The organism is Gemmiger formicilis (assembly GCF_016900095.1).
Lineage (GTDB): Bacteria > Bacillota > Clostridia > Oscillospirales > Ruminococcaceae > Gemmiger > Gemmiger formicilis_A.
Window position 1 is genome coordinate 1 of sequence record NZ_JACJJP010000032.1, and the last position, 13,345, is coordinate 13,345.

Annotated in this window: 13 protein-coding genes; 8 read left to right on the forward strand and 5 right to left on the reverse strand. The window is 65.7% G+C overall.

Annotation, left to right across the window (positions count from 1 at the left end; genetic code table 11):
- Positions 1-124 precede the first annotated feature (124 nt).
- Positions 125-2,938, forward strand: coding sequence for a glycoside hydrolase family 2 TIM barrel-domain containing protein (locus H6B15_RS12750; RefSeq protein ID WP_204648387.1), 2,814 nt, complete (start codon positions 125-127; stop codon positions 2,936-2,938).
- Positions 2,939-3,060: 122 nt separating this feature from the next.
- Here the strand turns inward: H6B15_RS12750 and H6B15_RS12755 are convergent, their stop codons facing one another.
- Genes H6B15_RS12755 through H6B15_RS12765 form a run of 3 tightly spaced genes read right to left on the reverse strand, consistent with a single transcriptional unit; the run spans position 3,061 to position 6,617 of the window.
- Complete coding sequence (locus H6B15_RS12755) at positions 3,061-5,355, reverse strand: xanthine dehydrogenase family protein molybdopterin-binding subunit (protein ID WP_204648388.1); 2,295 nt, start codon at positions 5,353-5,355, stop codon at positions 3,061-3,063.
- Positions 5,348-5,818, reverse strand: coding sequence for a (2Fe-2S)-binding protein (locus H6B15_RS12760; RefSeq protein ID WP_204648389.1), 471 nt, complete (start codon positions 5,816-5,818; stop codon positions 5,348-5,350). The genes H6B15_RS12755 and H6B15_RS12760 overlap by 8 nt, the downstream gene beginning before the upstream one ends.
- A gap of 4 nt (positions 5,819-5,822) precedes the next feature.
- The gene (locus H6B15_RS12765; protein ID WP_204648390.1) at positions 5,823-6,617 is read right to left on the reverse strand and encodes an FAD binding domain-containing protein; all 795 of its coding nucleotides are present in this window, start codon (positions 6,615-6,617) and stop codon (positions 5,823-5,825) included.
- A 195-nt stretch (positions 6,618-6,812) separates the two neighbouring features.
- Here H6B15_RS12765 and H6B15_RS12770 point away from each other — a divergent pair, with 195 nt between their 5' ends.
- The 7 genes from H6B15_RS12770 to H6B15_RS15590 all read left to right on the forward strand — a co-directional run bounded on the left by H6B15_RS12770 (position 6,813) and on the right by H6B15_RS15590 (position 11,732).
- Positions 6,813-7,889 (forward strand): ABC transporter substrate-binding protein, encoded by a 1,077-nt coding sequence (locus H6B15_RS12770; RefSeq protein ID WP_204648391.1) that lies wholly within the window; start codon positions 6,813-6,815, stop codon positions 7,887-7,889.
- The gene (locus H6B15_RS12775; RefSeq protein ID WP_204648392.1) at positions 7,852-8,844 is read left to right on the forward strand and encodes a FecCD family ABC transporter permease; all 993 of its coding nucleotides are present in this window, start codon (positions 7,852-7,854) and stop codon (positions 8,842-8,844) included. Before H6B15_RS12770 ends, H6B15_RS12775 begins: the two co-directional genes overlap by 38 nt.
- Positions 8,841-9,638 (forward strand): ABC transporter ATP-binding protein, encoded by a 798-nt coding sequence (locus tag H6B15_RS12780; protein ID WP_204648393.1) that lies wholly within the window; start codon positions 8,841-8,843, stop codon positions 9,636-9,638. Before H6B15_RS12775 ends, H6B15_RS12780 begins: the two co-directional genes overlap by 4 nt.
- The gene (locus H6B15_RS15585; RefSeq protein ID WP_204648394.1) at positions 9,635-9,979 is read left to right on the forward strand and encodes a LysR family transcriptional regulator; all 345 of its coding nucleotides are present in this window, start codon (positions 9,635-9,637) and stop codon (positions 9,977-9,979) included. The genes H6B15_RS12780 and H6B15_RS15585 overlap by 4 nt, the downstream gene beginning before the upstream one ends.
- A 140-nt stretch (positions 9,980-10,119) precedes the next feature.
- Positions 10,120-10,416, forward strand: a complete 297-nt coding sequence (locus tag H6B15_RS12790; protein ID WP_204648395.1) for a hypothetical protein — start codon at positions 10,120-10,122, stop codon at positions 10,414-10,416.
- 1 nt (position 10,417) lies between these two features.
- Positions 10,418-10,609, forward strand: a complete 192-nt coding sequence (locus H6B15_RS12795; protein WP_204648396.1) for a helix-turn-helix transcriptional regulator — start codon at positions 10,418-10,420, stop codon at positions 10,607-10,609.
- A 28-nt stretch (positions 10,610-10,637) separates the two neighbouring features.
- A complete protein-coding gene (locus H6B15_RS15590) occupies positions 10,638-11,732 on the forward strand; it encodes a nucleotidyltransferase family protein (RefSeq protein WP_243424416.1) in 1,095 nt (364 codons plus the stop codon).
- 48 nt (positions 11,733-11,780) lie between these two features.
- Here H6B15_RS15590 and H6B15_RS12805 read toward each other — a convergent pair whose 3' ends face one another.
- A complete protein-coding gene (locus tag H6B15_RS12805) occupies positions 11,781-12,191 on the reverse strand; it encodes a GtrA family protein (RefSeq protein WP_204648397.1) in 411 nt (136 codons plus the stop codon).
- Positions 12,192-12,301: 110 nt separating this feature from the next.
- The gene (gene aroF / locus H6B15_RS12810) at positions 12,302-13,321 is read right to left on the reverse strand and encodes a 3-deoxy-7-phosphoheptulonate synthase (protein ID WP_204648398.1); all 1,020 of its coding nucleotides are present in this window, start codon (positions 13,319-13,321) and stop codon (positions 12,302-12,304) included.
- Positions 13,322-13,345: the final 24 nt, after the last annotated feature.

The window sequence follows — 13,345 nt, forward strand, 5'->3', positions numbered from 1 at the left end:
CCCCCAAGACGGTCACCGGGCTGGTGCTCAAGGAACTGATCCAGGCGGAAGGGCCTTCCCCCTTCCCCGCCCTGACCCAGATTGAAGCATGGGGCCGTGATCTGGTCCCGGAACAGGAGGGCGTATGAAACCCGAACTTTCCTGGCTGACCGATCCCCGGGTGTTCGCGGTCAACCGTCTGCCCGCCCACTCCGACCATCACTGGACCATCGGCGGCACCGAACCTCGCCAGTCCCTGGACGGGGAATGGCAGTTTGCCTACAGCCTCTGCCCCGCCGCCCGCCCCGCGGATTTCTGGGCCGAAGACGCCGACCTGTCCGGCTTCGGTGCCATCCGGGTGCCCGGGCATATGGAACTGCAGGGCTACGGCCAGCTGCAGTACATCAACACCATGTATCCCTGGGACGGCAAGAAGTTCCTGCGTCCGCCCCAGATCGACTGGGACAACGCCCCCGTGGGCAGCTATGTGCGCACCTTCGACCTGGACCCCGCGTTGCAGGGCAAGCGGGTGTGCGTCAGCTTCCAGGGGGTGGAACAGGCCTTCTACTGCTGGTGCAACGGCCAGTTCGTGGGCTACAGCGAGGATACCTTCACCCCCGCCGACTTTGACCTGACCCCCTATCTGCGCCCCGAAAACAACCGCCTGTGCGTGGAAGTGCACAAGCGGTGCAGCGCTTCCTGGATCGAGGACCAGGACTTTTTCCGGTTTTCCGGCATCTTCCGCCCGGTGTACCTCTACGCCAAGGCGGACCTGCACCTGGAAGACCTGTGGCTGCGGGCCGGGCTGGAGGAGGACAACACCACCGGCACCCTGGCCCCCCGGCTGAAGATTTCCGCCGCCGAAGGGCTGTCTGCCGACGGTGCCTCGGTGGGCTGCCGCATCGCCGCCCCGGGCGGGGCCGTTCTCTACGACGCCCCCCTGGACCTGTACCCCGAGGGCGAGTATCTCTGCGCCCATACCATCCGTCTGGCGGGCGTCCGCGCCTGGAACCACAACGACCCGGCGCTGTACACCGTCACCCTGACCCTGCTGGATGCCGCCGGGCGGGAACAGGAGGTTATAAGCTACCAAACCGGTTTCCGCCGTTTTGAGATGAAGGACGGCATCATGTGCCTGAACGGGGAACGCATCTACTTCAACGGCGTCAACCGCCACGAGTGGAACCCCGAGACCGGCCGGGCCATCGGCCCCGAGGACATGTACCGGGCCATGGAGACCTTCCGCCGCAACAACATCAATGCGGTGCGCACCTGCCATTACCCCGACCAGAGTCTGTGGTACGACCTGTGCGACGAAAACGGCATCTACATGATCGACGAGACCAACCTGGAAAGCCACGGTTCCTGGCAGAAGATGGGGGCGGTGGAGCCCAGCTGGAACGTGCCCGGCAGTCTGCCCGAATGGAAGGACTGTGTGGTGGACCGGGCCCGCAGCATGTTTGAGCGGGACAAGAACCACACCGCCGTGCTCATCTGGTCCTGCGGCAACGAGAGTTACGCCGGGGAGGACATCCTGGCCATGAGCCGGTTCTTCCACGAAAACGACCCCGGGCGGCTGGTGCATTATGAAGGGGTCTTCCACTGCCGCCAGTTCGACGAGATCAGCGACATGGAATCCCGCATGTACGCCAAGCCCGACGAGATCCAGGCCTACCTGGAGGGCCCCCACACCAAGCCGTTCATTTTGTGCGAGTACATGCACGACATGGGCAACAGCCTGGGCGGCATGGAAAGCTATGTGCGCCTGGGCGAGGAATATCCCCAGTACCAGGGCGGGTTCATCTGGGACTATATGGACCAGGCCCTGTGGCACACCGACGCCGCCGGGCGCCGGGTGCTGGGCTACGGCGGCGACTTTGAGGAGCGCCCCACCGACTACAACTTCTGTGCCAACGGCATCGTCTTTGCGGACGGCACCGAAAAGCCTGCCATGCAGGAGGTGCGGTACTGGCACATGACCCCCGCCGCCCGGGCCGCCTTTGACGCCGCCAACGCCCGCACCGAGGCCCAGAGCGCCCGCAATCTGGCCCGGCAGGCCCAGGCCTTTGCCGACGCCGGCGCCGAACTCGGGGACCTGGTGATCTCCCACGGGGATGTGAACATCGGGGTGCGGGGCGACGGGTTCGAACTGCTCTTCTCCTTCACCGAGCAGGGCCCGGTGAGCCTGCGGGCCCACGGCGCCGAATGGCTGTACCGTGCGCCCCGCCCGGTGTTCTGGCGGGCCGCCACCGAAAACGACAAGGGCTGCGGCTTCCCCGGGCGCAGCGCTGCCTGGCAGGCCGCCGACGCCCAACCCCAGTGCACCGGCCACCAGGTGGAGGAGGAATCCTCCCGCCGGTTTGTGATCCGCTATACCTTTGTCAGCCCCGCCGTGCCCGGCGCCGAAGCCGAACTGCGGTACACCGTCACCGCCGAGGGCGCCCTGACGGTGCAGGCCGTCTACCACGGGGCCACGGGACTGCCCGAGCTGCCCTGCTTCGGCTTCCGGCTGGCCACGCCCCGCCCGGTGGCCCGGTACAGCTGGACCGGCCTTTCGGGCGAGACCTACCCCGACCGGTACAAGGGCGGGGCCTTCGGCCGCCACACCGACGAGCCCCATCTTCCCGACTATCTGGTTCCCCAGGACTGTGGCTGCCACATCCACACCCACAGCCTGCGCCTGGACCGCCAGGGTCCCACCGGCGCCGCCGACGCTGCCCTGGAACTGGTGATGGAGGACAAGCCCTTTGCCTTCTCGGTGCTGCCCCACTCCGCCCAGGAGCTGGAGGCCGCCGACCACCGGGAGGACCTGGGCCGCAGCTGCCACACCCATCTGTGCGTCTACGCCGCCATGCGGGGCGTGGGCGGCATTGACAGCTGGGGCACCGATGTGGAAGCCCCCTACCACGTGAGCGCCCAGGAGGACCATCAGGTCGAGGTGACCTTCCGGCTGGTGTGAGCCCCGGCCCGGAAAGTTTTCCACAAAATCCGGCCAAACGGTTGAAAAAATGGAAAATCCCGCCCACCGTCTTGCTGCGGTGAGCGGGATTTTCGTGGTTTTGGGGCGATATTCAGAAAAAATCAGTCCTCGTCGGCCTTGCCCATGGCAATCACTTCGGGGGTGATGGGCAGTTCCCGGTGCCACACGCCGGTGGCCCGCATGATGGCGTGGGCGATGGCGGGGGCGGGGGTGTTGATGACGATCTCTCCGATGGACTTGGCGCCGAAGGGGCCGGTGGGCTCGTAGCTGCTCTCGAACTCCACATGCAGGTGGCCCACATCCAACCGGGTGGGAATCTTGTACTGCATGAAGCTGGATTCGATGGGTTTTCCGGCGGCGTCGTAGGTCACGTTCTCGGTCAGGGTCATGCCGATGCCCTGGGCGATGCCGCCCTCGGTCTGGACCCGGGCCAGGGCCGGGTTCACGGGGGTGCCGCAGTCCACCACGGCGTCGTATTCCAGCACCTGCACTTCGCCGGTGAGCTTGTCCAGCTCGATTTCGGCCATGCCCACCATGAAGGGCGGCGGGGAGACCGGGGACGAATGGGTGGCGGTGACCTCGGCGGCGCAGTTGTTGGACACCTGGGACTTGTAGGCGATGTCGGTGAGGCTGACGGTGCGGCCGTCGGCGGCCCGCACGCAGCTGCCCTCAAAGGTCACGTCGGCGGCGTCGCAGCCCAGCAGCTCGGCGCCGATGGTGCAGATGCGGCCGGTGAGCTCGGCACAGGCCTTTTCCACCGCCTTGCCGGTGACGTAGGTGGTGGAGGAGGCGTAGGAGCCGGAATCGTAGGGGGACACGTCGGTGTCGGCGCCGAAGACGGCCACATCCTCCACCGGGCAGTCCATGCAATCGGCCGCCATCTGGGCCAGGATGGTATCGCACCCGGTGCCCATGTCGGCGGCGCCGATGATCAGGTTGTAGGTGCCGTCCTCGCTGAGTTTCAGGGTCACGGACCCCACGTCCACCCCGGAAATGCCGGAGCCCTGCATGGCCATGGCCACACCGGCGGCCCGGACCTTGCCGTTGCCCATATCCCGCACGGGATACCGGTGCTCCCAGTCAAAGATTTCCCGGCAGCGGGCCATGCACCGGTCCAGGGCGCAGGCGTTGGCGGGTTCGTTGTAATAGGCGGGCATGGTCATGCCCTGGCGCACCATGTTGCGGTCCCGCAGCTCGGTGGGGTCGATGTGCAGCTTTTCGGCCAGCTCATTGACGATGGATTCCACCGCAAAGATGCCCTGGGTGGCGCCGTAGCCGCGGTAGGCGCCGGCGGCCTGGAGGTTGGTGTACACCACGTCATACCGGAAGCGGAAGGCTTCCAGGCTGCCGGTGTACAGGGGGATGGACTTGTGGCCCGAAAGGCCCACGGTGGTGGGGCCGTGTTCGCCGTAGGCGCCGGAGTTGGACAGGGTGTACAGGTCCAGCGCCCGGATGCGTCCGTCCTTGTCGGCGCCCAGCCGCACCCGCACTTCCATCTCGTGGCGGGGGGAACCGGCGATCTGGCTTTCCTGCCGGGTGTAAGTGATCATGGCGGGGCGGCCGGTCTTCATGGTGACAAAGGCGGGGTAGACCTCGCTCACCGAGGTCTGCTTGGCGCCGAAACCGCCGCCGATGCGGGGCTTTTCCACCCGGATGCGGCTTTTGGGAATGCCCAGTGCCCGGGACAGGATGCGGCGGCAGTGGAAGACGATCTGGGTGGAAGAAAGCACATGCAGACGCCCGTACCGGTCCAGGTCGGTGTAGGTGCGGAAGGTCTCCATCATGGCCTGGTTGGCGGCCCGGGTGTGGTAGGTGTGGTCCAGCACGATGTCGCACCCGGCCAGCACCGCCTCCACGTCGCCGTCCTTTTCCTCGCCGCTGGCCACCAGGTTGCGGTGGTTGTCCCCGCCCACATCACACAGGGGGAGCCAGTCCTCCTCCGGGTGGACCAGGGTGGGGTTGTCCTTGGCGGTGCGGAAATCCAGCACCGCGTCCAGCACCTCGTATTCCACCTTGATGAGCTTCATGGCCTTGTGGGCGGCCTTCTCGGTCTCGGCGGCAATGATGGCCACCGGGTCCCCCACAAACCGCAGATGTCTGTCCAGAATCAGCCGGTCGTAGGGAGAGGGTTCGGGGTAGGTCTGGCCCGCGTTGGTGTAGCGGTTGTGGGGCACATCCTGCCAGGTGTAGATATCCACCACGCCGGGAACCTTTTTGGCGATGGTGGTGTCGATGGTTTTCACCATGGCGTTGGCGTGGGGGCTGCGCAGCAGCTTGACCACCAGGGCGCCCTGGGGGGCGATGTCGGCGGTGTACACCGGCTTGCCCAGCAGCAGCTGCAAAGAATCCTTTTTGCGCACCGCTGTGCCCACATATTTGGTCTTGTTCTCAGGCATGGGGCACCTCCTTGCGGGAATCCAGGAAACGGCGGATGCCCCGCAGCTGCCCCTCATAGCCGGAGCAGCGACAGAGGTTGCCGGACAAGTACGCCTTGATCTCCTCGTCGGTGGGGTCGGGGTTTTCCCGCAGCAGGGCGATGGTGTTCATCACAAAGCCGGGGTTGCAGAAGCCGCACTGGTCGGCGCCCTGGTCTGCAATGAAGCCCACGAACTCTGCCGCTTCGGCCTGCAGGCCTTCCAGGGTGGTGACCTTGTGCCCCGCCGCCCGGGCTGCCAGCACCGAGCAGGACAGCACCGGCACATCGTCCAGAAAGACGGTGCACAGCCCGCAGTTGGAGGTTTCGCACCCACATTTCACGCTGGCACAGCCCTGGGCGCGCAGAAAATCATACAAAGTGGTATCGGGGGCCACGTCGGGCACGCACACCGCCCGGCCGTTGAGCTGCAGTTTGATTTCCATAAATTCAGCCCTCCTTGTCTGCCAGCTGGCACAGCATCCGCTGGGTGAGTACCCGCACCAGGTGGGTGCGGTATTCGGCCCCCGCCCGGGAATTGGACCCGGTGGGCACCGTTTCGGCGGCGTAATCGGCGAAGGCCCTGGCGCTTTCGGGGGTGATTCCCTCCTTCAGCAGGCCCTGCTCGTCGTGCACCACCACCGCCTTGCCGGGGCGGGCACCGATGACCACCTTGTACTGCCCGTCCAGGCAGGAGGCGGCGCAGGTCAGCACCGGGAAGTCGGTGCGGGCGTTGCGCACCGCATGGTAGGCCATGGGGCCGGGGGTCTTCTTGAGCACCACATGGGTGAGGATGTCCCGGTCGTAGGGCATGGCGGCAAATCTTTCCAGGGAAATACGCCCGGCCTTGTACAGTTCCACCTCACAGTCGGCGGCCAGCAGCACGGTGAGCACGTCGGAAAAGCCGAACCGCCCCCAGATGCTGCCCCCCACCGTAGCCATGTTGCGGAACTGCACCCCTACAATGTCCTTGAGGGCCGCTTCCACCGCACCGCCGGTGAGGGCGGCGATGCCCTGGTGGTGTTCCAGCCTGCGCAGGGGCACCGTGGCCCCGATGCGGTACTCTTCCGGGGTTTCCTCGATGGTATCCAGGCCCAGGTCACACAGATCGATGGCGGTGCCCACCGTGATGTCGGACTGGCGCAGCCACAGCATGCCGGCCAGCAGATGACTGCGCCGGTTCTGGTTGAGCTGATACGCCTGGTCCAGACTTTCGGCGCGCAGATAGTTTTGGATGCTCAGCATCGGAACATTTCTCCTTTGCGGCCCGCTGCCGGGGCCGTATTTTGGGCAAAAATCCGCAGAAGTCCGCATTTTTACCACTATATAGCCTTATAGTATCACATTTTGATTGAAACCGAAAGCCATCTGTGCTACAATCTCGTTGTAGTTTTTGAACTACAACGATGTACAGAACACAGAAAGAGGAGAAAAATCAACATGAAACGCCTTTTGTCCTTTGTGCTGGCCGCCGCCCTGGCCCTGAGTGCCGCCGGCTGCGCTGCCCCTTCCGACAGTCTGGGTGCCACCCCGGCCCCGGCCACCAGCGAAGCGGCCGCCGAGACTCCGGCCCCCGAGGCCACCCTGGAAGTCGAAGCTGCCGCCTTCCCGGTCACCGTCACCGACCAGGCCGGCCGGGAAGTGACCATCGAGTCCGAGCCCCAGCGCATTGTCAGCGGCTACTACATCTCCACCAGCCTGCTCATCGCCCTGGGCCAGACCGACAAGCTGGTGGGCATTGAGGCCAAGGCCGACACCCGGCCCATCTATTTCCTGAGCGCTCCCCAGCTGCTGGAACTGCCCAACGTGGGTTCCGCCAAGGAGTTTGACCTGGAAGGCTGCGCCGCCCTGGAGCCCGACCTGGTCATTCTGCCCCTGAAGCTGTCCGACGCTGCCGAGACCCTGTCCGGCATGGGCATTCCGGTCATCCTCATCAACCCCGAGGACCAGGACCTGCTGAAGGAGACCATCTCCCTGGTGGGCACCGCCACCGGCAGCACCGAGGCCGCCGACCAGCTGCTGGCCTTCTCCGCCGACGAGCAGTCCGCCCTGGAAACCATGATGGCCGACGTGGAGCGCCCCACCGTCTATCTGGCGGGCAACTCCGACCTGCTGTCCACCGCCGGTGACGCCATGTACCAGAGCGACATGATCCGCCTGGCAGGCGGGCAGAATGTGGCCGCCGAAATCACCGACACCTACTGGGCCGAGGTGAGCTACGAGCAGATCCTGGCCTGGGACCCCCAGTACATCATCCTGGCGTCCGACGCTTCCTACACCTGCGAGGACGTGCTGAACGATGAAGCCCTGGCCTCCTGCACCGCCGTGGTCAACGGCAACGTCTACCAGATTCCCGGCGACGCCGAAGCCTGGGACAGCCCGGTGCCCAGCGGCATTCTGGGTTCGGTCTGGCTGGCTTCCGTGCTGCACCCCGAAGTCATGAGCACCGAGGATGCCAACGCCGTGATGGGCAACTACTATGACACCTTCTACCACTTCACCTACCCGGCGGCCTGAGGCCGCCCTGCTCTGTGCCGCTGCCCTGCTGGTGGCGGCACTTGGCATAGCCAGCCTGCTGGTGGGCAAGTACCCCCTGACGGTGGCGGGCCTCTTTCATGACGAGATGCAGCGCCAGGTGTTTCTGACCCTGCGCCTGCCCCGGGCCCTGACCGGGGTGTGCGGGGGCTTTGCCCTGGGGGTGTGCGGCTTTGTGTACCAGACGGTCTTCCGCAATCCCCTGGCCTCCCCGGACATCATCGGGGTGTCCTCGGGGGCCAGCGCCGGGGCCGCGGCGGGGATTCTGTTCCTGTCCGGCGCGGCGGAAATCACCCTGGCCGCCTTCGGGGGTGCCCTGGCGGCGGTGCTGCTGGCGCTGGGGCTTTCGGCTCTCGACCGCCGGGGCCAGAGCGGGACCATCGTGCTGGCGGGCATTGCGGTGCACGCCCTGGCCCAGACGGTACTCATGTGTCTGAAGCTCACCGCCGACCCCGAGCGGGAACTGGCCTCCATCGAATACTGGATCATGGGCAGCCTGAACGGGGTGAAGGCATCCGCCCTGCCGGTGAACCTTTGCATCTGCGCGGTGTGTGTGGCGGCTCTGTTCGCCCTGCACCGGCAGGTGCTGCTGCTCAGCGCCGAGGAGGGCGAAGCCAGGATGCTGGGGGTGAACGTCACCGCCCTGCGGCTGCTGGTGCTGCTGGCGGCCACCCTGGCGGTGGCGGCGGTGGTCAGCCTGACCGGCCTGGTGAGCTTTGTGGGCCTGCTGGCCCCCCACGCCGCCCGGCTGGTGTGCAAGGGCAGCCGCACCCCCACCCTGGCCCTGAGCGGGCTGGTGGGGTCGGCCCTGCTGTGCGCCGCCGATATCCTGGCCCGCAGCGTGGCCGCCACCGAACTGCCGGTGAGCATCTTCACCAGCCTGCTGGGGGCGCCTTTCCTGGTCTTTCTGCTGGTGCGGGAGGGCCGACGGACATGAAACAACTGCAAGTGAACCACCTCACCGCCGGGTACCACGGCCGGGATGTGGTGCATGACCTTTCCTTTACCCTACCCGGCGGCTGCGTGCTGGGGGTGCTGGGGGCCAACGGCAGCGGCAAAACCACCCTGATCAAGGCCATCTGCGGCATTTTGCCCCACCAGGGACAATGCCTTCTGGACGGCACGGCGCTGGAAAGCCTGCGCCCCAGGGCCCTGGCCCGGCGGTGCGGATACATTCCCCAGCGCAGCGGGCTGGCCATCGAACTTTCGGTGCTGGACGTGGTGCTCATGGGGTTCAACCCCCATCTGGGCCTGCTGCAGCCCCCCACCCCGGCCATGCGCCGGGCGGCGGCGGAGATGCTGGACACCGTGGGTCTGCCCGGCCGGGGCGGGGAAAGCTACCTGACCCTGAGCGAGGGGCAAAAGCAGCTGTGTCTGCTGGCCCGGGCGCTGGTGAGCGGGGCGGACCTGCTGTTGCTGGACGAGCCGGAAAGCGCCCTGGACCTGCGGGCCCGGCACCGCACCCTGCACCTGCTGCGGGAGGTTGCCGCTAAGGGGGACCGGGCGGTGCTGCTGAGCCTGCACGACCCCAACCTGGCGCTGAATTTCTGCGATGCCCTGCTGCCGGTGGACGGCGGCCGGGCGGCGGGGCTGGTGTACCCGGGGCGGGACAGGGAGGAGACCCTCACCGCCGCCCTGGCCCGGCTGTATGGCCCGGTCTGTCTGCGCCGCTGCACCGACGACCACGGCCAATCCCATCTGGTGATGCTGAAGGAGGCGGATGCCCTGTGAAACCCGTGACCCGCGTGTACCTCTACGACGACGAGGGCAACAAGTTCTTTGGGGAAGGCCCCTACCGCCTGCTGCGGGGGGTGGAGCAGACCGGTTCCCTGCGGGCCTCCGCCATGGCCATGGGCATGGCCTACACCAAGGCCCTGCGGCTGCTGCACACGGCGGAATCCGCCCTGGGCTATCCCCTGACCACCCGCAGCGCCGGGGGCCACGCCGGGGGCGGCAGCAAGCTGACCCCGCAGGGCAAAGCCTTTCTGGAGGCCTACGCCCGCTACCGGGACCGCTGCGCCGAGGAAAACCGCCTTTTGTGGCAGCGGGAATTTTCCCACCTTACACCATAAACAACCGGCCCGGACGCAGATTGCCGTCCGGGCCTTTTTTCGCCCCAAAATGTAAAAACATCTTGACATTTCATCCCGTGTCTTTTACAATGAAAGTGTAAAAAGTATTTTACATTTTGCCCTGTAAAGGAGGTCGCGTGATGAACATCAATGCCCTGCTTCTGATTCCCTTCGCGTTGTTTCTGCTGGCGCTGATCGGCCTGGATGTGGCGATGGTGGTATCCCTGCTGAAAACCGGCGACGAACGCCACAAGCTCATTGTCTGGAAGACCAGCACCTTCACCCTGCTGGTGGTGGTTCTAACCCTGATGTATGATGTCATTGCCTCCATAGTCCGGATGGAAGCCATGGAGGTGAACCCCTTCCCCAAGCTCAGCGTCATCGCCATGACCTACTTTGTGGTGTTGCTGTACTACAAGAGAAAGCACGGCGACTGATATGCAGAACACCATCAAGACCCGGCGCAAGGAGCTGGGGCTCTCCCAGGAGGAGCTGGCCCGGCGCTGCGGCGTGACCCGCCAGACCATCAACGCCATTGAAAACAACAAGTACGACCCCACCCTGGCCCTGGCCTTCCATCTGTCCCGGGAGCTGCAAACCCCGCTGGAAGCGCTGTTTTTTCCGGGTTGAATCTGTTTTTTGAAAGGAGGCCCCTGCCATGTCCCCATCCCTTTTGCATCCCATCCCCGGCGCCGCGGCGCGGGCCTTTCTGGCTTCGGGCAAGCGGCATTTTCTCCTCACCGGGGGCCGGGGCGCGGGCAAAAGCACCCTGTTGGCCGCCGTTTTACCCCTGCTGGGGGCGGGGGATGGGCCGGACATCCTGACCTTTGCCCGGAAGGGTCAGGGGGTGTACCTGCGCACCGCCCGCGGGGCCTGCACCCCCATCGGGGTGTTTGATCCTTCCCTGCCCGGCCCGGACACCCGCATGTGCCCCCTGCCCGACGGCTTTGCCCCGGGCATTGCCGCCTTGGACGCCGCCCCGGCCGGGGCCTGGGTGACGGTGGACGAGATCGGGTACCTGGAAACCGGCTGCCCCCCCTACCGCGCCGCCCTGGAGGCTGCCTTCGACCGCTGCCGGGTGGCGGCGGCAGTGCGCAAGGCGGACCTGCCCTTTCTGCGGGCGCTGCTTGCACGGCCGGATGTGTTTGTGCTGGACCTGGACCGGCCCCACGACCCCGGCTGCGTGGTGATGGCCTCCGGATTGGGGGTGCGGTTCGGGCCCGGTGGCAAGCTGCTGGCGGATTTTCAGAGTCGGCCGATGCTGGGCCGGGCGCTGGATGCCACCGACCGACTGTTTTCGCCAAACCGGCGGATCGTGGTCACCCGCAGCGAGGACGCCGCCGCCTTCTGCCGGAAGGAAGGGGTCCCGGTGCTCCTGCACGCCCTGCCAAACCGCAGCGATACCATCCGCCTGGGGCTGGAGGCCCTGGGCGACCCGGAAGGCTGCCTCTTCTGCCCCGCCGACCAGCCCCTGCTCACCGCCGAAACGGTGCAGGCGCTGCTCTTCTGCGCCGCCCACGACCCCAATGCCGTCTGGCGGCCCGCCCATGACGGCCAGCCGGGGGCGCCGGTGTTTTTTCCCCCATGTTTGCTGCCGCAGTTGAAAACCCTGGCCCCCGGGCAGGGCGGCCGCAGCGTGCTGAAGGACGCCCCCTGCCCGGTGCGGCTGCTGGACTGCCCCGACGGCCGGGAGCTGGCGGACGTGGACACCCCCGCCGACCTGGCTGCCCTGGAAGCTGCCGCCCAGACATAAAAAATGCCCCCGGCCACGGCAGCCGGGGGTGTTTTGCGTACATAGGAATCAATAGACAAACTTTTTCTGGGCCAGGTAGTTGGCAAAGAAGAGGGTGCAGTCCACCGGAATCTTCAAAAACAGTTCCGGCACGGCGGGCAGCACGGCGGCCAGCGCCGCCACCAGCACCCCGCTGCACAGCGTCTTGAGGACGGTGACGGTGGTGTACAGGGTGGCCGACCGCCCGTGGGAGGTGTGGCTGTGGAACACGAGGAAATAGTTCAGCAGATAGTTGCACAGGGAGGACAGCACCCGGGCCGCGATGGTGGCGGCCAGGATGGCCACGCTTTCGGCCATATGGTCCTGGAGCAGGGCGCACAGCACCGCGAAGGCCCCCAGGTCCACCACGCTGGAGGACAAAGACGAAGCCAGGAACCGCACAAAAGGCCGTGTTTCGGCCACAGCTTTTGTTTGCGTCAAGGGCAAAATCACAACCTTTCGGGAAAATACAAAAGAGACGCGCCCCGCCGTTTTGCGGAGCACGTCCCTTATTATAACGTACTTTTGTCAAAAATTGCAAGTACCGATTCTCAGTTCAGCGTTTTGCCAAAAAATTCCAGTTCCGGACGGATGGTCTGCATCAGGGTGTCGAAAGCGTCGGGGGTCAGGCTCTGGGCGCCGTCGCTCTTGGCCTTGGCGGGGTCGTTGTGCACCTCGATCATCAGCCCGTCCGCGCCCACGGCCACGGCCGCCGCTGCCAGGGACGGCACCATGAAGGCGATGCCCGCCGCGTGGCTGGGGTCGATGACCACCGGCAGATGGGTCATCTTTTTCAGCATGGGCACCGCCGAGATGTCCAGGGTGTTGCGCATGCTGGTCTCGAAGGTGCGGATGCCCCGCTCGCACAATACCACGTTGGGGTTGCCCTCGGCCATGATGTACTCGGCGCTCATGACCAGCTCTTCCAGGGTGGAGGAAAGGCCCCGCTTGAGCAGCACCGGAATGTTGGTGCGCCCCACCGCCTTGAGCAGCTCAAAGTTCTGCATGTTCCGCGCACCGATCTGGATCATATCCACCTTGGCTTCCTCAAACAGGGGAATATGCTCGTTGTTCATCAGCTCGGTGACAATGGGCTGCCCGGTCACCGCCCGGGCTTCCTGCAGCAGTTCCAGCCCTTCGGCCCGCAGACCCTGGAAGCTGTAGGGGCTGGTGCGGGGCTTGAAGGCGCCGCCCCGCAGGATGGACGCCCCCGCGGCCTGCACCCGCTGGGCCACCTCGATGATCTGCGCCTTGCTCTCCACGCTGCAGGGACCGGCCATCACCGCAAAATGGCCCCCGCCGATCTTGTGGCCGCCCACGTCCACCACCGTGTCGTCGGGGTGGAATTTGCGGTTGGCCTTCTTGTAGGGTTCCGACACCCGGCGGCAGGTGTCCACCACCGGGTTGGCCAGCACCCAGCTTTCGCTCAGGGCTTTGGTGTCCCCGATCAGGCCCAGAATATGGGTGTCGCTGCCCACCGAATCGTTGATTTCATAGCCCATGGACCGCAGTTCGCCGCAGAACTGGTCGATTTTGTCCTGGGGTGCGTTGTGCTTCAATACGATGATCATGATTCTTTCCCTTTCCTGTCTCTT

Coding starts and splice junctions, on each gene's coding strand:
- H6B15_RS12755 (WP_204648388.1), bottom strand. CDS start 5,355: ATGCCTGAGAACAAGACCAAATATGTGGGCACAGCGGTGCGCAAAAAG.
- aroF (WP_204648398.1), bottom strand. CDS start 13,321: ATGATCATCGTATTGAAGCACAACGCACCCCAGGACAAAATCGACCAG.
- H6B15_RS12765 (WP_204648390.1), bottom strand. CDS start 6,617: ATGCTGAGCATCCAAAACTATCTGCGCGCCGAAAGTCTGGACCAGGCG.
- H6B15_RS12790 (WP_204648395.1), top strand. CDS start 10,120: ATGAACATCAATGCCCTGCTTCTGATTCCCTTCGCGTTGTTTCTGCTG.
- H6B15_RS12760 (WP_204648389.1), bottom strand. CDS start 5,818: ATGGAAATCAAACTGCAGCTCAACGGCCGGGCGGTGTGCGTGCCCGAC.
- H6B15_RS12780 (WP_204648393.1), top strand. CDS start 8,841: ATGAAACAACTGCAAGTGAACCACCTCACCGCCGGGTACCACGGCCGG.
- H6B15_RS12750 (WP_204648387.1), top strand. CDS start 125: ATGAAACCCGAACTTTCCTGGCTGACCGATCCCCGGGTGTTCGCGGTC.
- H6B15_RS15590 (WP_243424416.1), top strand. CDS start 10,638: ATGTCCCCATCCCTTTTGCATCCCATCCCCGGCGCCGCGGCGCGGGCC.
- H6B15_RS12795 (WP_204648396.1), top strand. CDS start 10,418: ATGCAGAACACCATCAAGACCCGGCGCAAGGAGCTGGGGCTCTCCCAG.
- H6B15_RS12770 (WP_204648391.1), top strand. CDS start 6,813: ATGAAACGCCTTTTGTCCTTTGTGCTGGCCGCCGCCCTGGCCCTGAGT.
- H6B15_RS12775 (WP_204648392.1), top strand. CDS start 7,852: ATGACACCTTCTACCACTTCACCTACCCGGCGGCCTGAGGCCGCCCTG.